We start from the raw sequence: 23,826 nt of genomic DNA on the forward strand, positions 1-23,826 counted from the left end.
GCGGCATGGTGGAATCTCAGGAGGATCCCGACATGTCCGACTCAGTCAGCGGCTGTACGGAGCCCCGTACAGCCGTCACCGAACCGGAAGTGGAGGCCCTGGTCCGGGGCATCTGCTTCAAGACCGGACCGCCGCACACCGTCGGCGTCGAAGTGGAATGGCTCGTCCACGAGCTGCACGGACCGCAGCTCCCCGTGACACCCGAACGACTCGAAGCGGCCTACGCCGCACTGCGCACCGTCCCTCTGAGGTCGGCGCTGACCGTCGAACCCGGCGGCCAGCTGGAGCTGAGCTCCCCGCCCGCCGCCTCCCTGATGGAGTGCGTGGACACCGTCTCCGCCGATCTGGACGCCGTCCGCGCGGTACTGCGCGAGCACGATCTCGGCCTCCTCGGCATCGGCCATGACCCGTGGCACGCCCCCCGCCGGTTCCTGCGCGAGCCGCGCTACGAGGCGATGGAGACCTGCCTCGACCGCACCGGCCCGGCCGGCCGCGCCATGATGTGCACCTCGGCGTCGGTCCAGGTGTGCCTGGACGCCGGGTACGAGGAGCCCGGCCCGCTCGGCCATGTACGGCGCTGGTGGCTGGCGCACCAGCTGGGCGCGGTCCTGCTGGCCGCGTTCGCCAACTCCCCACTGGCCGGCCATGAGCCCACCGGCTGGCAGTCCACCCGGCAGCTGCGCTGGGTGGAGATCGGCGCGGGCCGGGCGGGCGCGCCCGTCCTGGACGCCGATCCCCGGGGCGCCTGGGCCCGGCATGTGCTCGACGCCCCGGTGATGTGCGTACGGCAGGACGGCGGCCCCTGGCATGTGCCGGACGGGCTGACCTTCCGGAACTGGACCAGATCGGGGGCGCCCAGACCACCGACCTGGGACGACCTCGACTACCACATCACCACGCTGTTCCCACCGGTCCGGCCGCGCGGCCACCTCGAACTGCGCATGATCGACGCGCAGCCCGGCGAGGACGGGTGGATCGTGCCGCTCGCCGTGACGACGGCCCTGTTCAACGACCCGGAGGCCGCGGAGACCGCGTACCGCGCGGTGAAACCCCTGGCCGAGCGGACCGACGCGCTGCCCGCGCCGCACAACCCGCTGTGGCTCGACGCGGCCCGGTACGGGCTCGCCGACCCGGAATTGCACGAGGTGGCCGTCGAGTGTTTCACGACGGCGCTGCGGGCGCTGCCCCGGCTCGGCGCGTCCACCGACGTCATCGACGCCGTCGCCGCGTACCGGGACCGCTATGTCATCCGGGGCCGCTGCCCCGCCGACGACCTGCTCGACAGGCTGCGCGGCACGGACGGCCGCACGCACGGGAAGGACCTGCGCACATGACCGAGCCCGCCACCGACACGGAGATCGAGATCGACACCGAGGCCGTCCGCGAGCGGGCCCTGACCTCGCTCACCACCGCGCGGGACCGCACCACGCTGCTGACCAGCTGCGTCGAGGAACCCGACCTGACCGCCCAGCACTCGCCGCTGATGTCCCCGCTGGTGTGGGACCTCGCGCACATCGGCAACCAGGAGGAGCTCTGGCTGCTCCGCGCGGTCGCCGGCCAGGAGGCGATACGGCCCGAGATCGACAACCTGTACGACGCCTTCGAGCACCCGCGCGCGGAGCGCCCGTCGCTGCCACTGCTGCCGCCCGACGAGGCCCGCAAGTACGCGGCCGAGGTGCGCGGCCGGGCCCTGGACGTGCTGGCCGGCATCGCGTTCCACGGGACGCGGCTGACGGAGGCGGGTTTCGCCTTCGGGATGATCGCGCAGCACGAACAGCAGCACGACGAGACCATGCTGATCACCCATCAGCTGCGCAAGGGCCCGCAGGCCCTGCACGCCCCCGACCCGGAGCCCGTGCCGCTGTTCACCGGACCGGCCGAAGTCCTGGTGCCGGGCGGCCCGTTCACCATGGGCACCTCCACCGAGCCATGGGCGCTGGACAATGAACGGCCCGCACACCGGCGGGACGTGGCCCCGTTCTACATCGACACCACGCCGGTCACGAACGGCGCGTATCTCGCGTTCATCGAGGACGGCGGCTACGACGACCCGCGCTGGTGGACGGCGGACGGCTGGACGCACATCCGCCGCCACTCCATCAAGGCGCCGCTGTTCTGGCGCCGGGACGGCGGCCAGTGGCTCAGGCGGCGTTTCGGGGTCACCGAGGCCGTGCCGCACGACGAGCCGGTGCTGCACGTGTGCTGGTACGAGGCCGACGCCTACGCCCGCTGGGCCGGGCGGCGGCTGCCCACCGAGGCCGAGTGGGAGAAGGCGGCCCGCTTCGACCCGGCGACGGGCGGTTCGACGCGTTACCCGTGGGGCGACGCCGACCCGGCGCCCGAGCACGCCAACCTGGGCCAGCGGCACCTGCGCCCGGCACCGGCGGGCAGCTATCCGGCCGGTGAGTCCCCGCTGGGCGTACGGCAGTTGATCGGCGACGTGTGGGAGTGGACGGCCAGCGACTTCCTGCCGTACCCGGGTTTCCGGGCGTTCCCGTACAAGGAGTACTCGGAGGTGTTCTTCGGGCCCGAGTACAAGGTGCTGCGCGGCGGTTCGTTCGCCGTGGACGCGGTGGCCTGCCGGGGCACCTTCCGCAACTGGGACTATCCGATCCGGCGGCAGATCTTCTCCGGCTTCCGCACCGCCCGCCCGGGGGACGTCTGATGTGCCGTCACCTGGCGTACACCGGGCCCGAGGAAACCCTCGGCAGGCTGCTGGTGGAACCCCCCTTCGGCCTGTACCGGCAGTCGTGGGCGCCCCGACGTCAGCGGTACGGCACCGTCAACGCGGACGGTTTCGGGGTGGGTTGGTACGCGCAGGGCGATCCGATGCCGGCGCGCTACCGGCGGGCCGGGCCCATCTGGGCGGACCTGTCCTTCGCCGACCTGGCCCGGGTCGTGCGCACCCGGACGCTGCTCGCCGCCGTGCGGGACGCGACGCTGGCGGGCGCCGACGCGGAGGCCGCGGCGGCGCCGTTCGCCGCGGGATCCTGGCTGTTCAGCCACAACGGCGCCGTCACGGGCTGGCCGCACTCGCTCGCCGGGCTCGCGGACGGCCTGTCCCCGGTGGATCTGCTGTCCCTGGAGGCCCGCAACGACTCGGCGCTCGTGTGGGCGCTGGTCCTCGCCCGGCTGCGCGCCGGTGACGACCTGGGCCGGGCGCTGGCCGACACGGTCCCGGAGATCGCCGCGGCGGCCCCGGGCTCCCGGCTCAATCTGCTGCTGACCGACGGCGCTTCCATCGCCGCGACGGCCTGGGGCGACACCCTGTGGTATCTCCCCCGGCCGGGCGGCGGCACGGTCGTGGCCTCGGAACCCTACGACGACGATCCGCGCTGGCACGAGGTGCCCGACCGCACCCTGCTGGCGGCGAGCGGCACCGATGTGCAGCTCACCCCGCTCAAGGAGCCGAGCGACGCCTCGGCGGCCCCATCTTCGAAGGAGCCCCGTACGTGAGTCCGTTCCTTCTCACCCGCACCCTGCCCGAGGACGCCACGGAGGCCGCTTTGCGCGCCGATGTCCTCAAGGGCCTGACGAGCTCGCCCAAGACGCTGCCGCCGAAGTGGTTCTACGACGCCCACGGCAGCGATCTGTTCGAACAGATCACCGAACTGCCCGAGTACTACCCGACGCGCGCCGAACGGGAGATCCTCGTCGCCCGCGCCGCCGAGATCGCCGCGGCGACCGGCGCCCGCACCCTCGTCGAGCTGGGCTCCGGCTCCTCGGAGAAGACACGGCACCTGCTCGACGCGCTGACGGGGCTGCACACGTACGTCCCGGTCGACGTCAGCGACAGCGCCCTCACCCAGGCCGGGCACGCGCTCCTCGCGGAACGGCCCGGCCTGAACGTGCACGCGCTGATCGCCGACTTCACCGTGGCGCTCGAACTGCCCGACACGCCGGGCCCCCGGCTGGTGGCGTTCCTCGGCGGCACGATCGGCAATCTCCTCCCCGACGAGCGCGCCACGTTCCTCGCCGCGGTCCGCGCCCTGCTCTCCCCCGGCGACGCGCTGCTGCTCGGCACCGACCTGGTCAAGGACGAGCAGGTGCTGGTCCGGGCGTACGACGACGCGGCCGGCGTGACGGCCGCGTTCAACAAGAACGTGCTGTCGGTCGTCAACCGTGAGCTGGACGCCGACTTCGATCCCGGCGCCTTCGACCATGTGGCCCTGTGGGACGCCGGGAACGAATGGATCGAGATGCGGCTGCGCTCCCGTGTCGCCCAGACCGTGAAGATCCCCTCGCTCGACCTCGCCGTCGACTTCGCGGCGGGCGAGGAACTGCACACCGAGGTGTCGGCGAAGTTCCGCAAGGACGGGGTACGCGCCGAACTGGCGGCCGCGGGGCTTGAGCTGGCCCGCTGGTGGACGGACGGCGAGGGCCGTTTCGCGCTCTCGCTGAGCACCGTCGGCTGATCAGCCCAGGGGGACCGCCAGCGCCTCGGTGATCCGCCGGGAGGCGCGGCGGGCCTCCGCCGCCGGGTCGGCGCCGCCCAGCACCCGGGTCATGTACTCCTTGATCGGGTTGTCCGCCTCGACGGCCGCCCACTCGGGCGTACTGGGGGTCGCCCGCCCCTGCGCGGCACCCGCCGCCATGGCGGCGACCCCCTCCTCGCCCGCGACGGCCCCGGCGAGGGTCGTCTTGTTGGGGACGTAGTTCATGGTGCGGGCCAGTTCGGTGTTCCACTGGGCGCCGGTGAGTTCCTCCACGACGGCGATGGCACCGTCGCGTTGGTCGGTGTTCTTCGGCACGACGAGGTCGGAGCCGCCGGTGAAGACGGCGCCGGGCTTGTCGGCGGACTTGCCGGGGACGGGGAAGAAGCCCAATGTGCCGTCGAGTTCGGGGTTCTGCCGGACGATCGCCCGGGCCTGGCCCGGTACGGCCACGATCTGGGCGACCTTCCCCTCGGCGAACACCCCGGCCTGCGGCGGATGTTCCTCGTCGGCGTCGACCGGGCCCTCGCCGAGCGCCTGGAGCCGGCGGTAGAAGTCCATGCCGCGCAGGGCGGCCGGGGTGTCCAGGGTGCCGGTCCAGACGCCGCCGCTCTCCCTCGCGAGGTCGCCGCCTTCGTCCCAGATGAAGCCGGAGAGCGTGTACCAGTCCTGTCCGGCCAGGTAGATCCCCTGGTTGCCACCGGAGTTGAGCTTCTCGGTGGCGGCGAGCCACTCCTCGCGCGTCTTCGGTGGACTGGTGATCCCGGCCTGCTCGAACAGGTCCTTGCGGTAGATGACGACGCGGTTCGCCGCGTACCAGGGGATGCCGTACTGCGTCGACCGCAGCCGCCCCGGTTCGGCGAGGCCGGGCAGCCAGTCGCGCAGGCCCCAGTCCCGCATCGACTCCAGTGTCAGGTCGAGCAGGCCGCCGCCGTCGACGTACTGCGGGACCTGGGTGTTGCCGACCTCGATCACATCGGGCCCGTCCGGGGTGTCGGCCTCCAGCGCGGCCTGCACCTTCTCGCCGATGCCGGTCCACTCCTGGATGCGGATGTCGAGGTCGAGGTCGTCGTGCGTGCGCTCGAACTCCTCGGTGAACCGCTCCAGGAACTCCGTCGAGGCGCTGTCCTTCATCAGCCACACGGTGACCGTGCGCCGTTCGGTCCCGCCCGACGGGGCGAGTGCGCACCCGGCGAGGAGGGAGGCGGACAGGCAGGCGAGGGCAAGGCGGCGAAGCTTCACGGCGGTCCTGTTCTGTCTGGCGGACAGGGGGAAAGGGCCCGACGTGGGGGGAACGAGCGCGGGCTCGTACGGGTGTGCCGATTTTGGTATGGACCAATGCGGGGGTCAAGGGATTCCGGGGAAGGCGGGGGACGCCTCGCGCTCCGCTGCCGCTTGGGGCACGGTGGAGTGACGCGGGACACATGTGACGCCGTCGTCACCGCGCGAGAGGAGTACCCGCATGACGAACCACACCTACCGGGTCACGGACATCGTCGGCAGCTCGCCCGAGGGCGTGGACCAGGCCATCCGCAACGGCATCAACCGCGCCTCGCAGACCCTGCGCAACCTCGACTGGTTCGAGGTGACGGAAGTGCGGGGCCAGCTCGACAACGGGCAGATCGCGCACTGGCAGGTGAGCATGAAGGTCGGCTTCCGCCTGGAGGACGCCGAGTGAGGACCTGCCCCGTCAGGTCCGCCCCTCGCGCTCCTGCGCCACCTTGAGCTCGGCGGAGGGGGTCGCCCAGCGCGCCCGCACGACGGTGAACCCGGCCCGCTCCGCGTCCTCGCACACCAGCTCGTCGTCGTCCACGAGCACCCGGATCTCCCGGCTCCGGGCGAGCCGGCGCAGGATCTCCAGCTTGGTGTACCGGGCGGGCCTGCGGTCGGCGTCGCGCCGCATGTAGACGCGCCCCTCGGGCAGTTCCTGGGCGGCGAGCCAGTCGAGGGTGTCCTGCCGGCACCGCTCGGGCCGCCCGGTGAGGTACACGACCTCGCACTCCTCGGCACTCGCCCGCGCCATCTCGATGCCCTGGGCGAGGGGTGGATCCGCGGGGGCGGCGGCGAAGAAGCCGTCCCAGTCGCGCGGCTTGCGTTCCAGGAAGCGCTGCCGGTGGGCCGTGTCGGCGAGGGTGTTGTCGAGGTCGAACACGGCGACCGGACGTTCGTCACGAGCTGTCACACGCCCACCCTAGTCAGCCTGCGGCCCGGCGCGGCGAGCCCGTACGGCTGTCACCGGACCCGGCGGGAATGCCGAGCCCCGCCGGGTGTTGAACCCGGTGTGACCTCCGTGACCGCCTCGGCCCGCTTCTCCGTGCTCGACCGCTCCCGCACCCGCGAGGGGCATACGGCCCCGGAGGCACTGCGTGACACCGTGCGGCTGGCGCGTGAGCTGGAGGAGCTCGGCTACCACCGCTTCTGGGTGTCGGAGCACCACGGCGTGCCCGGCGTCGCCGGTTCCGCGCCGACCGTGCTGGCCGCCGCCGTGGCCGGGGCGACCCGGACGATCCGGGTGGGCACCGGCGGGGTGATGCTGCCCAACCACCAACCACTGGTCGTCGCCGAGCAGTTCGGCGTGCTGGAGTCCCTGTTCCCGGGCCGGATCGACATGGGGCTCGGCCGGTCGGTGGGCTTCACCGACGGCGTGCGCAAGGCGCTGGGCCGGGACAAGGACGACGCCGAGGACTTCGCCGCCCAGCTTCAGGACCTGCTGGGCTGGTTCCGCGGCACCTCCCCGACACGGGTCCACGCCCGCCCCTCGGAGGGCCTGACCGTGCCGCCCTTCGTGCTCGCGATGGGCGAGGGCGCCGCGATCGCGGCCCGCGCGGGCCTGCCGATGGTGATCGGCGACCTCCGCGACCGGGAGAAGATGCGGCGCGGCATCGACCACTACCGCACGCACTTCCGCCCGTCTCACTGGGCGAGCGAGCCGTACGTCGTCATCTCCGGCACCGTCGCCGTGGCCGCGACCCCCGGGGACGCCCGGCGGCTGCTGATCCCCGAGGCCTGGTCGATGGCGTACTCCCGCACGCACGGCACGTTCCCGCCCCTGCCGCCCGCCGAGCGCGTCGAGGAGCTGCGGACGACGGGCAGGATGACGGACAAGGAGCGCGGCTTCTACGAGTCCGGGCTGACCGGCCATATCGCGGGCACCGAGGAGCAGGTCGCCCACGAGCTGGAGACGGTGCTGAAGGAGACGGCCGCCGACGAGGTGCTCGTCACGACCAGCACGTACGACCGCGAGGCGCTGCTGGACTCGTACCGGCGGTTGGCCGGGATCATCCACTCATAGCTCGGCCTGACCCCGGGCTGTGCCGACCGGAGGGGAGAAGGCTTCCGGCCGCCGGTGAAGATCCGGCGGCCGGAGAGCCCTGGTGCGGGCGGGCTAGGTGTATTGCCCTGAGAGGTTGGGGACGCGGCTGGAGGGTGGCTGGCCTTTCAGCGCGGTGTGTCCGCGGTGGTGATTGTAGGTGTGCAGCCACTCGTCGAACGCCTGGCGTCGTTCGGCCTCGGACCTGTAGGGGCGGGCGTAGGCCCACTCGTCCAGCAGGGTGCGGTTGAAGCGTTCGACCTTGCCGTTCGTCTGTGGCCGGTAGGGCCGGGTTCGTTTGTGGGTGATCCCGGCCGCTGCCAGCAGGTCGCGCCAGTTGCGGGAGCGGTAGCAGGAGCCGTTGTCGGTCAGTACCCGTTCCACGGTGATGCCGGCCTGGATGAAGAAGGCGTGGGCGCGGGTCCAGAAGGCGGTGGCGGTCTCCTTCTTCTCGTCGGCGTGGATCTCGCTGTAGGCCAGGCGGGAGTGGTCGTCGACGGCGGTGTGCAGGTAGCTGTAGCCGGCGTTCGTGCGGTTCTTGCGGCCTGCGGCCCGGCCGAGGACTCTGTGGCCGCCGCCGTCGGGGATGTTGCCGAGCTTCTTGATGTCGACATGGACCAGTTCGCCGGGCCGGTCGCGTTCGTAGCGGCGTATGACACGGCCGGTGGCCCGGTCCAGGTGGGCAAGGCGGGCCAGGCCGTAGCGGGCCAGGACGCGGTGCACCGTCGAGGGCACCAGGTGCAGCAGGTGCGCGATGCGGGCCGGTCCCCACCGGCGCAGGATGCGGACCTTGATGATCCGGCGCTCGGTGCGGGTCGGGGTGCGGCGCGGGCTGGTGCGCGGACGGCTGGAGCGGTCGGCCATGCCGGCCTCGCCGAGCCGACGGTAACGGTCGACCCACCGCTGGGCCGTGGTCGGCGAGACCTGGAAGCGTTCTGCGGCCCGTCGCAGGCTCCAGTTGTCGTCTACGACGCAGCGGGCCAGGCGCAGGCGGCCGGTCTCGGTCAGGGGTGCATTACGGTGGGGCACGAGGGCCTTTCTGTTGCTGGTGCAGATGTCGCAATCCACACCAGGCCAGAAGGCCCTCACCCATTTCAAGATCACACGGCAGTGATCGCTGTCACCAACCTCCGTGGGCAGAACACCTAGGACGCCAGCACCGCGTGTGTCCAGCCGGGCTCCGGTGTCGCGGTGGGCTGGGCGGCGTGGGCCAGGGACCGGCGGTCGGGGAAGGTGCCCGGCGGGATCGGGTCCCGGACGTCCACCTCGGCGACCAGACCGCGAGCCGTCGTCACCCGCCACAGGGAGGCGAGCAGGGAGTCCTCGCCGACGAAGGCCGGGGCCGTGCTGGCGGGGCCGTCGGCGAGGCGGTAGTGGATGTGGACCGGCTGGACGGGGGCCCCGGCGTCCAGCGCGGCCTGGAAGACGGCCCGGCGGAAGGTGCCCTGGGCGCGGCCGCACCAGGTGCTGCCCTCGGGGAAGACGCCGACCGCGGTCCCGGACCGCAGCAGGTCGGCGATGTGCGCGACCGTGTCAGGGAGGGTGCGCAGCCGGTCGCGTTCGATGAACACCACCCCCGCGCTCGCGGCCAGCGGACCGGCGACCGGCCACTGCCGTATCTCGGTTTTGGCGATCATCCGGGCCGGGCGGACCGACGCGAGCAGCGGGATGTCCAGCCAGGAGATGTGGTTGGCGACCAGCAGCAGCCCACCGGTGGGGGCGGCGGAGCCGTTGATACGGACCCGGACCCCCGCGGCCCGGGCGATCGTCCGGGCCCACCGGCGTACCCAGCGGGCGGGGACGCGCCGGCCGAGCGGCAGCAGCGTGATCCCGCCGAGCAGCAGCACCAGCACCGCGGTGAGCCGCAGCACGCCCCACAGCGCCGCCGCGCCCCGTCCCGCGGGCTCCACGCACGCCCTGGGGGTGCAGGGCGCGCTGGGCAGCCAGACGCTCATCAGGCCGGGACGAGGGAGAGGAAGTGCTTCAGATAGCGCGGGTTGACCCGGCGCATCGACAGCAGCACGTACAGGTCGGCGACGCCGAAGTCGGCGTCGTGGGCGGGCTCGCCGCACACCCAGGCGCCCAGGCGGACGTAACCGCGCAGCAGCGGCGGGAGTTCGGTGCGCCCGGCGGGGCGGGCGACGCCGTCCGCGGACCACGCCAGCAGCGGTCGTACCCGGTACTCCTCGGGGGCGAGGTTCTTGGCCTGGACCCGGTCCCAGGTGGCGGCGGCGAGGGAGCCGCCGTCGGCCAGCGGGATGGAGCAGCAGCCGGCCAGCCAGTCGTGGCCGCGGTCCACCATGTAACGCGCTATCCCCGCCCAGATCAGGCCGATGACGGTGCCGTCGCGGTGGTCCGGGTGCACACAGGAGCGGCCGACCTCGACGAGGCCGGGGCGGATCGGGTCGAGACGGGTCAGGTCGAACTCGCCCTCGGAGTACAGCCGGCCGGCCACGGCGGCGCGCTCGGGCGGCAGCAGGCGGTAGGTGCCGACCACCTCGCCGGTGAGCGTGTCACGGACCAGCAGGTGGTCGCAGTACGCGTCGAAGGAGTCGATGTCCAGCCCCGGCTGCGGGGTGGACAGCATCGCGCCCATCTCGCCGGCGAAGACGTCGTGCCGCAGCTTCTGCGCCGCTCGCACGTCGTCCTCGTCGCGGGCGAGGGTGACGGTGTAGCGGGTGGGCGCCGCTGGCTGCGGGGGACGGTCGAGGGTGGAAACGCCGGTCATGGCACACTCCTGGTCACGGGCCGGTTCGACGACGGCAGCGGGCGGGCCGGGTCGTCGGCCTGCCGCCACAGTTCTTCCTATGCCGGTTGGCGTGCGCGTTACCTGTGACCGGAGCGGGGATGTGCGGATGTTGAATGCCAGGGGTGGCCCGAAAGCGAGACGGGACCGGGGATGAGCACCACTCCCGGTCCCGCCCGTCCGCACCTTTACGGCGAACGTCTTCCCTACCTGGGCGGCATCACTTCTTGGCCGCCTTGCGGGTGGCGCGCAGCCACTCCTTGTTCATGCCGGTGATGGACATCAGCGGGATGCCCTTCGGGCAGGCCGTGGCGCACTCCCCGGTGAGGGTGCAGCCGCCGAAGCCCTCCTCGTCCATCTGCGCCACCATGTCGAGGACGCGGCTCTCGCGCTCCGGTGCGCCCTGCGGGAGCACGTTCAGGTGGTTGACCTTGGCGGAGGTGAACAGCATCGCCGCGCCGTTCGGGCAGGCGGCCACGCAGGCGCCGCAGCCGATGCACTCGGCGTGCTCGAAGGCGAAGTCGGCGTCCGGCTTCGGCACCGGCGTGGCGTGCGCCTCGGGCGCGGAGCCGGTCGGGGCGGTGATGTAGCCGCCGGCCTGGATGATCCGGTCGAACGCGGACCGGTCGACGACCAGGTCCTTGATCACCGGGAAGGCGGCGGCCCGCCACGGCTCGATGTCGATGGTGTCGCCGTCCCGGAAGGACCGCATGTGCAGCTGGCAGGTCGTGGTGCGCTCGGGCCCGTGGGCGTCGCCGTTGATGACGAGCGAGCAGGCGCCGCAGATGCCCTCGCGGCAGTCGTGGTCGAAGGCGACCGGGTCATCGCCCTTGAGGATGAGCTCCTCGTTGAGCGTGTCGAGCATCTCCAGGAAGGACATGTCGGGCGAGATGCCGTCCACCTCGTACGTGGACATGGCGCCTTCGGCGTCGGCGTTCTGCTGCCGCCAGACGCGCAGGGTGAGCTTCATGCGTAGCTCCGCTGGGTGGGGTGGACGTACTCGAAGACCAGGTCTTCCTTGTGCAGGACGGGCGCCTCGCCGGTGCCGGTGAACTCCCAGGCGGCCGCGTACGAGAACTCGTCGTCCTTGCGGGCCGCCTCGCCGTCCGGGGTCTGCGATTCCTCGCGGAAGTGGCCGCCGCAGGACTCGGAGCGGTGCAGCGCGTCGAGGCACATCAGCTCGGCGAGCTCCAGGTAGTCGACGATCCGGTTGGCCTTCTCCAGCGACTGGTTGAACTCCTCGCCGCTGCCCGGCACCTTGATGCGCCGCCAGAACTCCTCACGGATCTGCGGGATCCGCTCCAGGGCCTTGCGCAGCCCGGAGTCCGTACGGGCCATTCCGCAGAACTCCCACATCAGTTCGCCGACCTCGCGGTGGAAGGAGTCCGGTGTGCGGTCGCCGTCGACGGCGAGGAGCAGGTTGATCCGGTCCTGCGTCTCGGCCAGCACCTCCTGCACCGCCGGGTGTTCGTCGGTGACCGGGTCCTGGTGCGGGTTGCGCGCGAGGTAGTCGTTGATGGTCGCCGGGAGCACGAAGTAGCCGTCGGCGAGGCCCTGCATCAGCGCGGAGGCGCCGAGGCGGTTCGCGCCGTGGTCGGAGAAGTTGGCCTCGCCGATCGCGAACAGGCCCGGGATGGTCGTCTGGAGGTCGTAGTCGACCCACAGACCGCCCATCGTGTAGTGCACGGCGGGGTAGATCCGCATCGGCACCTCGTACGGATCCTCGTCGGTGATCCGCTGGTACATGTCGAACAGGTTGCCGTACTTGGCCTCGACGGCCTTGCGGCCCATCCGCTTGATGGCGTCCGCGAAGTCGAGGTAGACGCCCTGCCCGCCGGGGCCCACTCCCCTGCCCTCGTCGCAGACGTTCTTCGCGGCGCGGGAGGCGATGTCACGGGGGACGAGGTTGCCGAAGGACGGGTAGATCCGCTCCAGGTAGTAGTCGCGCTCGTCCTCGGGGATCCGGTTCGGCGGCCGGGTGTCGCCCTTGGCCTTCGGCACCCAGATCCGGCCGTCGTTGCGCAGCGACTCGCTCATGAGGGTGAGCTTCGACTGGTGGTCGCCGGTACGCGGGATGCAGGTGGGGTGGATCTGGGTGAAACAGGGGTTGGCGAAGTAGGCGCCACGCCGGTGCGCCCGCCAGACGGCGGTGGCGTTGGAGTTCATCGCGTTGGTCGACAGGTAGAAGACGTTGCCGTAGCCGCCGCTGGCGAGGACGACCGCGTCCGCGAAGTACGTGTCGATCCTGCCGGTGATCAGGTCCCGCGCCACGATCCCGCGCGCCCGCCCGTCGACGACGATCAGATCGAGCATCTCGGTACGGGGGTGCATCTCGACGTTGCCCGCGGCGATCTGCCGGCTGAGCGCCTGGTAGGCGCCGAGCAGGAGTTGCTGTCCCGTCTGGCCACGGGCGTAGAACGTCCGCGACACCTGGACGCCGCCGAAGGAGCGGGTGTCGAGCAGACCGCCGTACTCCCGCGCGAACGGCACGCCCTGCGCCACGCACTGGTCGATGATCTCGACGGAGATCTGCGCGAGCCGGTGCACGTTGGACTCGCGCGCCCGGAAGTCGCCGCCCTTGACGGTGTCGTAGAACAGCCGGTGGACGGAGTCGCCGTCGTTGCGGTAGTTCTTCGCCGCGTTGATGCCTCCTTGCGCGGCGATGGAGTGGGCGCGGCGCGGGGAGTCCTGGTAGCAGAACTGGACGACGTGGTAGCCCTGTTCGGCGAGCGTGGCGCCCGCCGAGCCGCCCGCGAGGCCGGTGCCGACCACGATGACGGTGTGCTTGCGCCGGTTGGCGGGGTTGACCAGCTTGGCCTCGAAGCGGCGCTTGTCCCAGCGCTCGTTGATCGGCCCGGTGGGGGCCTTGGTGTCGACGGCCGGCGCGCCGGTCGTGTAGTCCGTGTAGGAAGTCATCTTCAGCTCACCACTCCGGTCATGACGCCCACGGGTACGGCGATGAAACCGGCCGTGAGCAGCAGCGCGAGGACGTTGGCGACGGTCTTCAGGGCGCGGTCGCGGGTGCGGCTGCCGACGCCCAGGGTCTGTGCGGCGCTCCAGAAGCCGTGCCGGATGTGCAGGCCGAGGGCGAGCATCGCGACGATGTAGATGACGTTGCCGTACCAGGTGGAGAAGGTGTCGACGACGTTCTGGTAGGGGTGGCCGGCCTGGAAGCCGGGGTGCACGGTGCCGGTCGTCAGGTCGAGGATGTGCCAGACGATGAACAGGCCGAGGATGATCCCGCCCCAGCGCATGGTGCGCGTCGCGTAGGAGGCGCGCGGCTTCTTGTGCACGTACTTGCTGGGGCGCGCCTTGATGTCGCGGCGGCTGAGCTGGTACGCGGAGACGGCGTGGGCGACGACCGCGACGACGAGGACGACGCGGATCAGCCACAGCGTCCACTCGTAGTGCATGAACGGCTCGCCGACCGTGCGCAGCCAGTGGGCGTAGTCGTTGAACTCGCCGGCGCCGAAGAAGATCTTCAGGTTGCCGATCATGTGGGCGACCAGGTACAGCAGCATGATCAGGCCGCTGACCGCCATCACGGTCTTCTTGCCGACGGAGCTGTCCCACATCGTGCGCGCCATGGACGGCCGTCGGTCCGTCCGCGTTGCCAGAGCCATGGGTCGCACGCTATGCGTGCGCCACCCCATCGGTCCAAGACATGGTCCGGCTTGATTCGATAGGCGAGACCTATGCTGGCCGTATGCAGTTCCAGCAGCTCCAGTACTTCGTGGCGGTCGCCGAGACCCGGCACTTCACCCGGGCCGCGGATCTCGTCCATGTCGCCCAGCCGTCGCTGTCGCAGCAGATCAAGGCGCTGGAGCGGGAGCTCGGCGCGGATCTGTTCCTGCGGGCGCGCGGGAACATCACGCTGACCGACGCGGGCGAGGCGCTGCTGCCGCTGGCGCGGCGGATCCTGGCCGACGCGGACACCGCGCGGCACGAGGTGCAGGAGCTGGTGCAGCTACGGCGGGGGCGGGTGCGGCTGGGGGCCACGCCGAGTCTGTGCACCGGCCTGCTGCCGGATGTGCTGCGCGCCTTCCACGACCGCTATCCGGGCATCCAGCTGCTGATCGAGGAGGGCGGCTCGCACGATCTCGTACGGCATCTCGCGCGCGGTGCGCTCGATCTCGCCCTCGTCGTGCTGCCGCTGCCGACGCCGTCGCCGGCGCTGACGACGGTGGAGCTGCTGCGGGAGGACCTGGTGGTGGTGTCGTCGCCGGAGGCGCCGCGGCCGGGTGGGGGGCGGCGCACCGTGCGGATCGCGGACCTGGAGGGGGAGCGGCTGGTGATGTTCCGGCACGGGTACGACTTGCGGGAGCTGACCGTCGCCGCGTGTCGCTCCGCTGGGTTCGATCCGGATTTCGCGGTGGAGGGTGGGGAGATGGACGCGGTGTTGGGGTTTGTGCGGGCAGGGTTGGGCGTGGCTGTGGTGCCTCGGATGGTTGCCGCGCGGTCCGGGCACGGGCTGCGGGTCACTCCGCTGGCCCTGCCCGGACTGCATCGCACCATTGCGCTGGCCCACCGTAGTGATGTGGCTCCGCCTCGGGCCGCTCGGGAGTTGCAGCGGATGTTGCTTGAGCGGTGAGGGTGCCTCATCGCCGGTAGCGCCGTTTCGCTTCAGCGCCGTTCGGGGGTGCGGGTTCGATGTGGCTGGTCGCGCAGTTCCCCGCGCCCCTGAGGGCGCCGCAGCTCAGGGCGTCGCGTCGGCCAGCGCCAGTTCGTGCAGCCGTTCCGGTGGGCCCGGGCGGGCGTAGTACCAGCCCTGGGCCGTGTCGCAGCCGAGTATGCGGAGTTGTTCGGCCTGGGCGCCGGTTTCCACGCCCTCGACCGTGACCGCGAGGTCGAGGCTGTGGGCGAGGGAGACGATGCCTTCGACGATCTTGAGGTCGACGGGGTCGGCCGGGAACTGCTGCATGCTCTGGGTGAAGGAGCGGTCCAGCTTGAGGATGCTCACCGGGAGGCGGCGGAGGTTGGCGAGGTTGGAGTAGCCGGTGCCGAAGTCGTCCAGGGCGATGTCGACGCCCATCTCGGCCAGCCGGCGCAGCGGCTTGAGCAGGTCGTCGTCGGCGCCGATCAGGGCGGATTCGGTGACCTCCAGGCAGAGGGCGTCGGGCGCGACACCCTCTGCCTGAAGGATCTCGACCGTGTCCTGGACCAGGCCGGGGTGGGTGAGCTGGCACGGGGAGAGATTGACGTTGATGCGCAGCGGCGCGGAGGGCGTGCCGGCGTAGCGCTCCCGCCAGTCGCGGGCCTGGCGCACCGACTGCTCCAGGACCCAGCGGCCCAGCGGAACGATCAGCCCGGTGTGCTCGGCGAGCGGGATGAACCGGTCGGGGCCGAGGACGCCGTGCTGGGGGTGCAGCCAGCGGACCAGGGCCTCGGCGCCGCGCACACTGCCGTCGCCGAGGTGGACCAGGGGCTGGTACTCGATGAAGAACTCCCCGCGCTCCAGCGCGGTCGGCAGCGCCGTGGTGAGCCCGTGGCGGGTGATGGCGCGGGCGTCGGCCTCGGCGTCGGCCACCTCGAAACGGTTGCCGCCGGCCGACTTGGCCCGGTACATGGTGATGTCGGCGCTGCGCAGCACCTCGGCCGCGCTGCGCTCCCCCGCCGCGCCCTCGACGACGCCGATGCTGCCGCGCACGGTCAGCTCCCGGCCGTCCACGCTGATCGGGGCGACCAGCGCGTTCATGATCCGGGCGGCGAGCTCGTCGACCTCGCGCTGGCTGTCGGGGCCGGTGGTGAGCGCCACGAACTCGTCGCCGCCGAGGCGGGCGACCATCTCGCCGGGGGCGGTGGCGCAGGCCTGCAGCCGGTCGGCGACCTCGACGAGCAGCCGGTCGCCGGCCGCGTGGCCGAGGCTGTCGTTGATGGTCTTGAAGCCGTCGAGGTCGAGATAGCACAGGCCGAAGCGCTGGCCCTCGCCCGCGCTCAGCACCTTCTCCAGGCGTTCGAAGAACAGGGTGCGGTTGGGCAGTCCGGTGAGGGCGTCGTGGGTGGCCTCGTAGCGCAGCCGGAGGTTGAGCAGCCGCCGTTCGGTGGTGTCCTCCATCAGCGCGAGCTGGTACTGCGGGTTGCCGTCGGGGTCGCGCAGCAGGGAGACGGTGAGGTTGGTCCACAGGACCGTTCCGTCGGGCCGGTAGAAGGCCTTCTCCACGTGGTAGTGCTCGCGTTCGCCGCGCACCAGCTCCTCGTAGAGCCGCCAGACCTGGGGGGCGTCGTCGGCGTGGGTCCACTCCCGGACGTTGCGGCCGCGCACGTTCTGTTCGGAGCCGCCGAACATGCGTGTCAGCGCGCCGTTGACCTCCAGGACGTTGCCGTCGAGGTCGGCGATGCCGATGCCTATGGCCGCGCCCTCGAACACCGCGCGGAAGCGGGCCTCGCTGGCGTGCAGCGCCTGCGCCACCACGCCCTGGGCGCGCAGCGCGGCCTGCGCGATGGACTCCTGCTCGGCCAGGGTGCGCTCGCGCAGCGCCTGGGCGAACCCGGCGGCCATGGCGTGCTGCAGCCGTGCCGACCGGGCCCGCAGGTCCTCCTGGGGGCGGTCGTCGCCGCAGTAGAGCACCAGGTAGGCGTCGACGCAGTCCAGGCCCCGGCTGAGCGCCTCCGGGTCGGTGCAGTGCGCGTCGACCAGGGCGGCGCCGACCGCGCGGCCCTCGGCCGCGTCGAAGGTCCGGGTGCGCAGCGCGGCGCTCAACCTCCGGGCCAGCGGCAGCAGTAGCTCCTCGAACTCCGGTCTGGTCAGCGACGTCGAGGTGGCCGGGTACACCGCCCGGCTCCAGATCGTCGCGAACCGCCGCAGTCTGTCCTCCGGCCCGTCCGGCTCCGCGATCACGCCGTACGCCCCACGCCCGCGAAACCGGAGAAGGCATACGGATCCTCGTCCTCCGGCGCGGTGTCCGGTCGCCAGACAGGCATCGGCACCAGTCCCGGTTCCACCATGTCGTACCCCTCGAAGAACCGCGCGATCTCCTCGCGCGAGCGCATGATCAGCGGGTTGCGGAGGTCCTTGTATACGTCGACCGTGCCACCCGCCCGCTCGGGTGGCAGCGGGATTCCCTCGTACGAGGCATGCGTGAGAACCAGCATGCTGCCGGGCGCCAGTGCGTCGCTCAGTTGAGCCACCGCCCCGTACGGATCGTCCGCGTCCTCCACGAAGTGGAGTATGGCAACGAGCAGCAGCGCCACCGGCCGCTTCAGGTCGAGCAGTTGTTCCACCTGGGGGTTGGACAGGATGTCCCGGGGCTTGCGCAGATCGGCCGCGATCACGCCCGCGTTCTCGTTGCCCTCGAGAACGGCCTGGCTGTGCGCGACGGCGACCGGGTCGTGGTCGACGTAGACCACCCGTGCGCCGGGGCTGGCCTTCTGGGCCACCTCGTGGACGTTGCCGTACGTCGGGATGCCCGAGCCGATGTCCAGGAACTGTGTGATGCCCTCGCCGGCCGCGTAGCGCACGGCGCGGCGCATGAACGCCCGGTTCGCCTGCATGATCTTCGGCAGTCCCGGCATGAACTCCATGGCCCTGCGGGCCGCCTCCCGGTCGACCTCGAAGTTGTGCGAACCGCCCAGGTAGTAGTCGTAGATCCGCGCGACACTCGGCACCGAGATGTCGATGCTCCGTGGGGCCCAGGCGGGACGCTCCATCTATCTCTCCAAGGCGTAGGCGATCCGGTGTTCGAGCAGAGGCTACTGATCGCCCGCCAATGGAGCGAGCGGAAACGGAAATTGACCGTCCGTTCCCGGTCACTGCCTGCGGCACGTGCCGAATTGACCTGTCGGGGAACGCTTACGAATAGTGTCCGTCGGGTGTCTCAGCGTGTCCCGGTGAAATGGGGACGAGTCCAGAAGACTCCCGGTGAATGACGGCAAAGCGGTCCGCATCCCGCGTGGTGGCGTGGGACACGGACCGCTGGGTTGTGCGCCGGGCTCGAACCGGGGACGGTACTCGCCTGCTACTGCGCGGGCGCGCCGACCGGCTTGCCGTCGGACCGGATGGCGAACCATGTCCCGCCCACGCCCTGACCGTTGGTGTCACCGGGCTTCTTGTCGCCCGCGAAGGTGTAGATCGGAATGCAGTCGATGGTCTGCTGCTTGATGCCGTCGGGGCGGTCGAAGACGACGTAGCCCCGGTTGGGTGTGGAGCCCTGCAGGTCGATGCCCTTGGTGTCCTTCGCGTCCACCGGCGCGATGACGGGCCACTTCTCCAGGCACTCGCCGGTGCACGCGGTCTTCATCGGCCACTGCGAGTCCTTCATGAAGCGGTAGACCGTGTGGCCGTTCTTGTCGACGACGATCTCGCCGAGCTTCGGGTCGTTACGGGTGGACAGTCCGGGCAGGTTCTCCGTCGAGGCCGAGGCCGAGGCCTTCTTGCCGTCGGGGGCCAGCGCGTACCAAGTGCCGCCCACGCCCTGGCCCTTGGTGTCGCCCGGGTTGACGTCCTTCGCATAGCGGTACGCCGGCCAGCCGCCGATGGTCAGTTGTTTGGTGCCGTCGGGGCGGGTGACCTCGCCGAGCATCGACTCGTCGATGCCCTCGCCCGCGGTGGCGTCGTCCGCGGGGACGGGCGGCCAGGCGGTCGCGCAGTCGCCCTCGCAGTTGGTCTTGGGCGGTTCGGCCGTGTCCTGGTCGAACCGGTAGAGGGTCCGGCCGGCGCTGTCGGTCAGCACCTGCCCGAGTTCGGTGTTGGCGGAGACGGACAGCTTGCCCGCGGAGGCGGACTGCGCCCCGGCGTTCTGCTCACCCGCCGCGGCACCCGCGTCGGCTCCGGTGCCGGTACCCGTACCGGCGGTGGTGGCGCCGAGCCCCGCGCTTCCGTATCCGCCGGCCGGGGCGGTCGCGCCCACGTTCTGACTGGCCGGCGGGGTGCCACTTTCCTGACCACACGCCGTCGTCAGCGCCAGTACGGCCGCGGCGCTCGCCACGAGCGAGGCGCTCCGCCAGGAGGTCTTCATCGTCAACTCCCATAATCGCAAGGGTTATCGCAGCGCCCTGCTGCGCCGCCGCACGACCATGGGTACGAACGCGGACGCCGGTTGTGTTCAACCGGATCGGAGATTTCTTTCCGGAACCTGTGGTCCCGGGGCCGGTGATCGGGGCTGGTGATCGGCCCATGGCGGGGCTCATGGCGGGGCCTGTGGCCGGGGCCCTGACCGAGGGTCCGCCGATCAAACCTCGCAGCGCCCACTTCCCCCGTTCGGGGCAATCCCCCGCCGCCCGGGCGTGTGGCGGCCCGGAAAGCCTCATGATCGCGGTCGTGCATGGTTCCGAACCGACCCAATCGTCCGTTGGCGTACGGATGTTGGTCCTGGTAACGCTGACCGCGGCGCTCGTCGGCGCCCCGGCCGGCGCGGCCGTGGCCGACTCCTGTGCGTACGCGTCGACCGGACCGGGCGGCACGGAGGCGGTGGCGGTCGCGGGGAGCCGGACGTGGCCCACTCCTTCGACCTGGCCCACTCCCCCGACGTGCCCCGGTCCCACCCCCACACCCAGTCCGACACCGACACCGACCCCGACGCCCCAACCCCCACCCCAGCCGAAGCCCACGCCCCCGCCCCCGCCCACACCGACACCGACACCGACACCCACCCAGCGTCCCGAGCCACCACCCCGGCCCGCACCGCCGCCACCGGCCCCCGCACCCCCACCGGCCCCGGCTCCCCCGCCGCCCCCGACGCCGACTCCGACTCCGACGCCCACCCCCACGCCGTCACCGCCACCGTCCCCGTCGACCAAGGCCACCCCGCGTCCGACCGTGACCCCGGTGAGCTACCCCCGCTACCGCACCCCGCCGCGCAACCGGCCGTCGCAGGGCGGCCAGTCGCCGGTCACCTACCTCCTGCTCATCACCGTGCCCGCGCTGCTCGCCGTCGCCGCGCTGCGTCCCCGCTGACCCCTGGAGGCATCTGTTGCCGGAATGGCTTGTTCTCACCCTCGCGATGCTGGCCGCCTGCGCCCTGGTGGTCGTCATCACCCTGCTACGGCACCGTGCGGTGTCCGACGACGAGGATCCCTCCGAGACGCCGGACGTCATCGAGTACATGACGATGTGGATCGGCGTGGTGTACGCCATCGTGCTCGGCCTGGCCATCGCCGGTGTCTGGGAGGCCCGCAACGCCGCCCAGGAGCACGTGCGGGCGGAGGCCCAGGCGCTGCACGAGATCACCGAACGGGTCCGGGTCTATCCGCCCGAGGTGCGTGACCGCATTCGGGAGGATGTCAACACCTATGTCGGACACGTCGTCACCACCGAGTGGAAGGCGATGACCGACGAGGGCGAGGTCACCGAGCGCGGCACCGTGCTGCTGAACCAGGTGCGCGCGGCCGTCACGGACTACGAGCCGAGGACCGACTTCGAGGCCCAGGCCTACCAGCCGCTCGTCGACCAGGTGGCCGAGGCGGACCGGGCGCGCCATGCGCGGGCGGACTCGACCGAGCCGACCATGCCGGGCGTGGTGTGGTTCGGACTCATCACCGGGGCGGTGATCACCGTCGGGATGATCCTCGCGCTGCAGATCCGGCGCACCCCGCGCGAGTTGGTCCTCGCGGTGCTGTTCTCCGCGCTGATCGCCTTTCTGCTCTTCCTGATCTGGGACTTCGACGCGCCCTACAGCCGGGGCGTGACCGCCTCGTACGAGCCGTTCCTGGCTCTCTTTCCGGACGCCCGGAGCTGACGGCGGGGGGCGTGTGGCACGCCGCCGCCGTCCCCCGGCCACAGCAACGACGTACCCCGGTCGGCCCACCGAGTTGCCCCGTTCGCACGACTGCGATCGCGCGCAGGCACTCCCGTTCCTAGCGTTTCGGTCAACGAGGAGCATTTCCGGTGCGATCGGAATGAAGGTCTGCAGCTGCTCCTCGGGGACCGGAGGATCCACATGCGCGCAATACACCTTGCTCATGGCGTCGGCCCCGGAACCTCCTGGGGTCCGGGGCCGATGTCCGTACGTGCGATCAGGTCTCCAGGCGCGGGGCGGCGCGTCAGAGGCGCTTCTCCGAGCGGCGGCGCATCCAGAACACGCCGCCGCCGATGAGGGCCGTGGCGACCAGCCCGCCGCCGATGGCCATGTCGGCCGGCGTCGCCCCGGTGGAGATGCTGCCGCCGAGACCGCCCCGGACACCGCCGATGACGGTGAAGGCGTTCGGGCGGATCAGCTGCCGGCCCGAGCAGTGGATGAGGATGTCGTAGGTGCCGGGGCCGGCGTTGCTGTCGATCGTCGCCTGCCCCCTGGAGGTTCCGTTGGCACCGTTGATCGGTGACAGTCTGGCCGGTGAGAAGGCCTCGGACGTCATGGTGCCGCCTCTTGGGCAGCCGTCGACGGTGACCGTCATCTGGCCCCCGCGGGCGATGACGCTGGGCAGGGCGACGATATTGCTCGGGGTGTTCCCCGCGACGGCCGCCGGGGCCGCGACCCCGACTACGGCGGCCACCGCGGCGGAGACCGCCAGGGCACGAGAGTTTCGCATGTCATCCTCCGCGGAAGACGCCCCGGGGCCCGTCCCCGGTCGATCGGCGAGAAAGCGTCTCCCAGCAAAACCCTCAGTTGCCATGCGAAAACCCGCATGTCGGCGATGGTCCGTCCTGGTGAGGCAACACACCGGGGGTCAACCACACAATCAGATATTGCCGCAGGTCACGGCCCGTCAGAAAAATCCTGCGCGCGGCAACTCGGATGGCGCACCGCCCATGGCCGGGACCACCCATTCGTATCTCCCCCGTCGCCGGTTTCCCTCCGGCGTCTTAGCGTTCTCCCATGCGCTGAATGACGTGGCGACGGCCGCGTCGAGAGGGGATGACACCATGTACCTTTCCGAACTGGAGGAAGAGGAGGAGCCGCGGCGGAAGCGTGCCCCATGGGGCGTGATAGCGCTTGTTCTGCTGACCGGACTCGCGCTCATTCGGAATGGCTCGGGAGAATTCGACGTGGGGCCGCCGCAACCCGCGTCGGCGGCGGCCGCGGACAGCCGTTCCACTCCGAGCACCTTCGCGAACACCCCGTCGGCGCTGCCGTACTCCGTGCCGGACTGGATCAGGATTCCCGCGATCCAGGTCGACGCGCCCATCACGCCGGTCGGTCTGGACGCGGCGGGCTGGGTGGACGCGCCACCCGCCGAGGACCCCAATCTGGCGGGCTGGTTCACCGGTGCCGTGTCACCCGGTGAGAAGGGCACCGCCGTGGTTGTCGGCCATGTCGACAACCAGCTCGGTCCGGCCGTGTTCTACGGCCTCGGCGCGCTGAACCGCGGAAACCGGATCGAGGTGGTACGGCAGGACGGAAAGACGGCCGTGTTCGAGGTCTACGGCGTCGAGGTATTCGCGAAGGACAACTTCCCCGGCGACCGTGTCTACGGCTCCAAGGGTGTTCCGGAATTGCGGGTCATCACCTGCGGCGGTGGTTTCTCCAAGCAGAACGGGTACGACGGGAACGTCGTCGCCTTCGCCCGCCTGGTCGAGGTTCGCTGAGCGTTCCCCGACCGGGCGGACGGCCGCCGCTCACACCTGGTACCGGCGCGGCACGGTGATGTGGTATCCGGCGTCCAGCAGGTGGGGCAGATAGTCGCGCAGCGCCCACACGCTCTGCGACCGGTCGCCCCCGGCGTCGTGCGCGAGGACCACGACGCCGGGACCGGCGCCGTCCTCCACCCGGTCGACGATGGTGCGGGTGCCGGGCTCGGTCCAGTCGAGGGTGTCGACGGTCCACGCGAGGGGTTCCATGTCCAGCTCGGCGCCGAGCTGGAAGGCGGCGCGGTTCCAGGCGCCGTAGGGGGCGCGGAACCACAGCGGGCGTTCGCCGTACGCGACCTCGATGATCTCGCTGGTGCGTACCATCTCGTCCCGGATGCGGGCGCGGCTGAGCCGGGTGAGCAGGGGGTGGGACCAGGTGTGGTTGCCGACGACGTGGCCGTCCTCGGCCATCTCGGCGAGCAGGTCCCGGTGCGCGGTGGCCATCTCGCCGCACACGAAGAACATCGCCCGTACGTCGTACTCGCGCAGGGTGCGCAGGATGTCGGGGGTGTAGCGCGGGTCGGGGCCGTCGTCGAAGGTCAGCACCATGGTGCGGCCGACTCCGGACATGCGCAGCAGGGGTTCGCTGCGGACCGGGGTGCGGGCGGCGGCGGACGGCGGGCCGTATCCGGCCAGGGGCTGGAGTCGGTACGCGGAAGGCCTGAGCGGGCGGCGCGCCGGGGGTCCCGGGGCGGGGGCGGCGGACGGGCCGGCCTCACCGCCCGTTCCCGGCCTCAGCAGACCGGCGACCCCGGCCGCGCCCAGGGCACCGGCACCGGCGAGCAACGCCCCTCGGCGCGTGAGCAACTGATCCTTCTTCATGACTCATCAGTCG

At 71.4% G+C, this 23,826-nt stretch carries 23 protein-coding genes; 10 read left to right on the forward strand and 13 right to left on the reverse strand.

The features are described from left to right. Positions 1-32: 32 nt before the first annotated feature. From egtA to egtD, 4 genes are read left to right on the forward strand one after another with little or no spacing between them, the layout of a single operon-like run. Positions 33-1,334, forward strand: coding sequence for an ergothioneine biosynthesis glutamate--cysteine ligase EgtA (egtA, locus tag HJD23_RS03040; RefSeq protein WP_171109535.1), 1,302 nt, complete (start codon positions 33-35; stop codon positions 1,332-1,334). Further along, entirely contained in the window at positions 1,331-2,665 is a 1,335-nt protein-coding gene (egtB, locus tag HJD23_RS03045) for an ergothioneine biosynthesis protein EgtB (RefSeq protein ID WP_171109534.1), read from the forward strand. Before egtA ends, egtB begins: the two co-directional genes overlap by 4 nt. Then, positions 2,665-3,456: an ergothioneine biosynthesis protein EgtC gene (gene egtC / locus HJD23_RS03050; protein WP_171109533.1), complete on the forward strand. Its 792-nt coding sequence runs from the start codon at positions 2,665-2,667 to the stop codon at positions 3,454-3,456. Before egtB ends, egtC begins: the two co-directional genes overlap by 1 nt. Beyond that, positions 3,453-4,415, forward strand: a complete 963-nt coding sequence (gene egtD, locus HJD23_RS03055; RefSeq protein WP_171109532.1) for an L-histidine N(alpha)-methyltransferase — start codon at positions 3,453-3,455, stop codon at positions 4,413-4,415. The genes egtC and egtD overlap by 4 nt, the downstream gene beginning before the upstream one ends. Here the strand turns inward: egtD and HJD23_RS03060 are convergent, their stop codons facing one another. Continuing rightward, positions 4,416-5,675 carry an extracellular solute-binding protein gene (locus tag HJD23_RS03060; RefSeq protein WP_171109531.1) on the reverse strand — a complete coding sequence of 420 codons (1,260 nt, stop codon included), beginning with the start codon at positions 5,673-5,675 and terminating at the stop codon, positions 4,416-4,418. It abuts the gene before it with no gap. Positions 5,676-5,895: 220 nt separating this feature from the next. Between HJD23_RS03060 and HJD23_RS03065 the strand changes: the two genes are divergently transcribed. Next, positions 5,896-6,111, forward strand: coding sequence for a dodecin (locus HJD23_RS03065; RefSeq protein ID WP_171109530.1), 216 nt, complete (start codon positions 5,896-5,898; stop codon positions 6,109-6,111). A 12-nt stretch (positions 6,112-6,123) separates the two neighbouring features. Here the strand turns inward: HJD23_RS03065 and HJD23_RS03070 are convergent, their stop codons facing one another. Next, on the reverse strand, positions 6,124-6,615 hold the full coding sequence (locus HJD23_RS03070; RefSeq protein WP_171109529.1) for a hypothetical protein: 492 nt from the start codon (positions 6,613-6,615) through the stop codon (positions 6,124-6,126). Between the two features lie 99 nt (positions 6,616-6,714). Here HJD23_RS03070 and HJD23_RS03075 point away from each other — a divergent pair, with 99 nt between their 5' ends. Continuing rightward, a complete protein-coding gene (locus HJD23_RS03075) occupies positions 6,715-7,725 on the forward strand; it encodes an LLM class flavin-dependent oxidoreductase (protein WP_171109528.1) in 1,011 nt (336 codons plus the stop codon). A 93-nt stretch (positions 7,726-7,818) separates the two neighbouring features. Here HJD23_RS03075 and HJD23_RS03080 read toward each other — a convergent pair whose 3' ends face one another. From HJD23_RS03080 to HJD23_RS03105, 6 genes are all read right to left on the reverse strand, one after another. Next, on the reverse strand, positions 7,819-8,772 hold the full coding sequence (locus HJD23_RS03080; protein WP_171133972.1) for an IS481 family transposase: 954 nt from the start codon (positions 8,770-8,772) through the stop codon (positions 7,819-7,821). Between the two features lie 116 nt (positions 8,773-8,888). Continuing rightward, on the reverse strand, positions 8,889-9,698 hold the full coding sequence (locus HJD23_RS03085; RefSeq protein WP_171107773.1) for a lysophospholipid acyltransferase family protein: 810 nt from the start codon (positions 9,696-9,698) through the stop codon (positions 8,889-8,891). Beyond that, positions 9,698-10,471: a GNAT family N-acyltransferase gene (locus tag HJD23_RS03090; protein ID WP_171107774.1), complete on the reverse strand. Its 774-nt coding sequence runs from the start codon at positions 10,469-10,471 to the stop codon at positions 9,698-9,700. Before HJD23_RS03090 ends, HJD23_RS03085 begins: the two co-directional genes overlap by 1 nt. A 238-nt stretch (positions 10,472-10,709) precedes the next feature. After that, complete coding sequence (locus tag HJD23_RS03095) at positions 10,710-11,459, reverse strand: succinate dehydrogenase/fumarate reductase iron-sulfur subunit (RefSeq protein WP_171107776.1); 750 nt, start codon at positions 11,457-11,459, stop codon at positions 10,710-10,712. After that, complete coding sequence (locus tag HJD23_RS03100) at positions 11,456-13,405, reverse strand: fumarate reductase/succinate dehydrogenase flavoprotein subunit (RefSeq protein ID WP_171107778.1); 1,950 nt, start codon at positions 13,403-13,405, stop codon at positions 11,456-11,458. Before HJD23_RS03100 ends, HJD23_RS03095 begins: the two co-directional genes overlap by 4 nt. Positions 13,406-13,407: 2 nt before the next feature. Next, complete coding sequence (locus HJD23_RS03105) at positions 13,408-14,076, reverse strand: succinate dehydrogenase (RefSeq protein ID WP_171111357.1); 669 nt, start codon at positions 14,074-14,076, stop codon at positions 13,408-13,410. Between the two features lie 119 nt (positions 14,077-14,195). Between HJD23_RS03105 and HJD23_RS03110 the strand changes: the two genes are divergently transcribed. Further along, positions 14,196-15,080, forward strand: a complete 885-nt coding sequence (locus tag HJD23_RS03110; protein WP_171107779.1) for a LysR substrate-binding domain-containing protein — start codon at positions 14,196-14,198, stop codon at positions 15,078-15,080. 105 nt (positions 15,081-15,185) lie between these two features. On the opposite strand, the gene HJD23_RS03115 is transcribed toward HJD23_RS03110, so the two are convergent. The 3 genes from HJD23_RS03115 to HJD23_RS03125 form a co-directional block, all read right to left on the reverse strand. Then, on the reverse strand, positions 15,186-17,327 hold the full coding sequence (locus HJD23_RS03115) for an EAL domain-containing protein (RefSeq protein ID WP_171107782.1): 2,142 nt from the start codon (positions 17,325-17,327) through the stop codon (positions 15,186-15,188). Beyond that, positions 17,324-18,136: an SAM-dependent methyltransferase gene (locus HJD23_RS03120; RefSeq protein WP_171107783.1), complete on the reverse strand. Its 813-nt coding sequence runs from the start codon at positions 18,134-18,136 to the stop codon at positions 17,324-17,326. Before HJD23_RS03120 ends, HJD23_RS03115 begins: the two co-directional genes overlap by 4 nt. 308 nt (positions 18,137-18,444) lie before the next feature. Then, entirely contained in the window at positions 18,445-19,443 is a 999-nt protein-coding gene (locus HJD23_RS03125) for an SCO0930 family lipoprotein (RefSeq protein ID WP_171107785.1), read from the reverse strand. An 809-nt stretch (positions 19,444-20,252) separates the two neighbouring features. Here HJD23_RS03125 and HJD23_RS44650 point away from each other — a divergent pair. Beyond that, positions 20,253-20,381, forward strand: a complete 129-nt coding sequence (locus HJD23_RS44650; RefSeq protein ID WP_269475833.1) for a hypothetical protein — start codon at positions 20,253-20,255, stop codon at positions 20,379-20,381. A 16-nt stretch (positions 20,382-20,397) separates the two neighbouring features. Beyond that, the gene (locus HJD23_RS03135; RefSeq protein ID WP_171107789.1) at positions 20,398-21,162 is read left to right on the forward strand and encodes a DUF4239 domain-containing protein; all 765 of its coding nucleotides are present in this window, start codon (positions 20,398-20,400) and stop codon (positions 21,160-21,162) included. Positions 21,163-21,466: 304 nt separating this feature from the next. Here the strand turns inward: HJD23_RS03135 and HJD23_RS03140 are convergent, their stop codons facing one another. After that, positions 21,467-21,952, reverse strand: a complete 486-nt coding sequence (locus HJD23_RS03140) for a hypothetical protein (RefSeq protein WP_171107790.1) — start codon at positions 21,950-21,952, stop codon at positions 21,467-21,469. Positions 21,953-22,286: 334 nt separating this feature from the next. Here HJD23_RS03140 and HJD23_RS03145 point away from each other — a divergent pair, with 334 nt between their 5' ends. Continuing rightward, the gene (locus tag HJD23_RS03145; RefSeq protein ID WP_171111360.1) at positions 22,287-22,949 is read left to right on the forward strand and encodes a class F sortase; all 663 of its coding nucleotides are present in this window, start codon (positions 22,287-22,289) and stop codon (positions 22,947-22,949) included. 30 nt (positions 22,950-22,979) lie between these two features. Here HJD23_RS03145 and HJD23_RS03150 read toward each other — a convergent pair whose 3' ends face one another. Next, positions 22,980-23,813: a polysaccharide deacetylase family protein gene (locus HJD23_RS03150; RefSeq protein ID WP_171107792.1), complete on the reverse strand. Its 834-nt coding sequence runs from the start codon at positions 23,811-23,813 to the stop codon at positions 22,980-22,982. Positions 23,814-23,826 lie beyond the last annotated feature (13 nt).

Source organism: Streptomyces sp. Z423-1, from assembly GCF_013009255.1.
GTDB lineage: Bacteria > Actinomycetota > Actinomycetes > Streptomycetales > Streptomycetaceae > Streptomyces > Streptomyces gossypiisoli.

Bases quoted from the DNA above. Each gene is read 5' to 3' on its own strand.
- HJD23_RS03065 (WP_171109530.1), top strand. From the start codon at position 5,896: ATGACGAACCACACCTACCGGGTCACGGACATCGTCGGCAGCTCGCCC.
- egtB (WP_171109534.1), top strand. From the start codon at position 1,331: ATGACCGAGCCCGCCACCGACACGGAGATCGAGATCGACACCGAGGCC.
- HJD23_RS03095 (WP_171107776.1), bottom strand. From the start codon at position 11,459: ATGAAGCTCACCCTGCGCGTCTGGCGGCAGCAGAACGCCGACGCCGAA.
- HJD23_RS03140 (WP_171107790.1), bottom strand. From the start codon at position 21,952: ATGCGAAACTCTCGTGCCCTGGCGGTCTCCGCCGCGGTGGCCGCCGTA.
- HJD23_RS03100 (WP_171107778.1), bottom strand. From the start codon at position 13,405: ATGACTTCCTACACGGACTACACGACCGGCGCGCCGGCCGTCGACACC.
- HJD23_RS03125 (WP_171107785.1), bottom strand. From the start codon at position 19,443: ATGAAGACCTCCTGGCGGAGCGCCTCGCTCGTGGCGAGCGCCGCGGCC.
- HJD23_RS03150 (WP_171107792.1), bottom strand. From the start codon at position 23,813: ATGAAGAAGGATCAGTTGCTCACGCGCCGAGGGGCGTTGCTCGCCGGT.
- HJD23_RS03145 (WP_171111360.1), top strand. From the start codon at position 22,287: ATGTACCTTTCCGAACTGGAGGAAGAGGAGGAGCCGCGGCGGAAGCGT.
- HJD23_RS03110 (WP_171107779.1), top strand. From the start codon at position 14,196: ATGCAGTTCCAGCAGCTCCAGTACTTCGTGGCGGTCGCCGAGACCCGG.
- HJD23_RS03105 (WP_171111357.1), bottom strand. From the start codon at position 14,076: ATGGCGCGCACGATGTGGGACAGCTCCGTCGGCAAGAAGACCGTGATG.
- HJD23_RS03090 (WP_171107774.1), bottom strand. From the start codon at position 10,471: ATGACCGGCGTTTCCACCCTCGACCGTCCCCCGCAGCCAGCGGCGCCC.
- HJD23_RS03120 (WP_171107783.1), bottom strand. From the start codon at position 18,136: ATGGAGCGTCCCGCCTGGGCCCCACGGAGCATCGACATCTCGGTGCCG.
- egtC (WP_171109533.1), top strand. From the start codon at position 2,665: ATGTGCCGTCACCTGGCGTACACCGGGCCCGAGGAAACCCTCGGCAGG.
- egtA (WP_171109535.1), top strand. From the start codon at position 33: ATGTCCGACTCAGTCAGCGGCTGTACGGAGCCCCGTACAGCCGTCACC.
- HJD23_RS03085 (WP_171107773.1), bottom strand. From the start codon at position 9,698: ATGAGCGTCTGGCTGCCCAGCGCGCCCTGCACCCCCAGGGCGTGCGTG.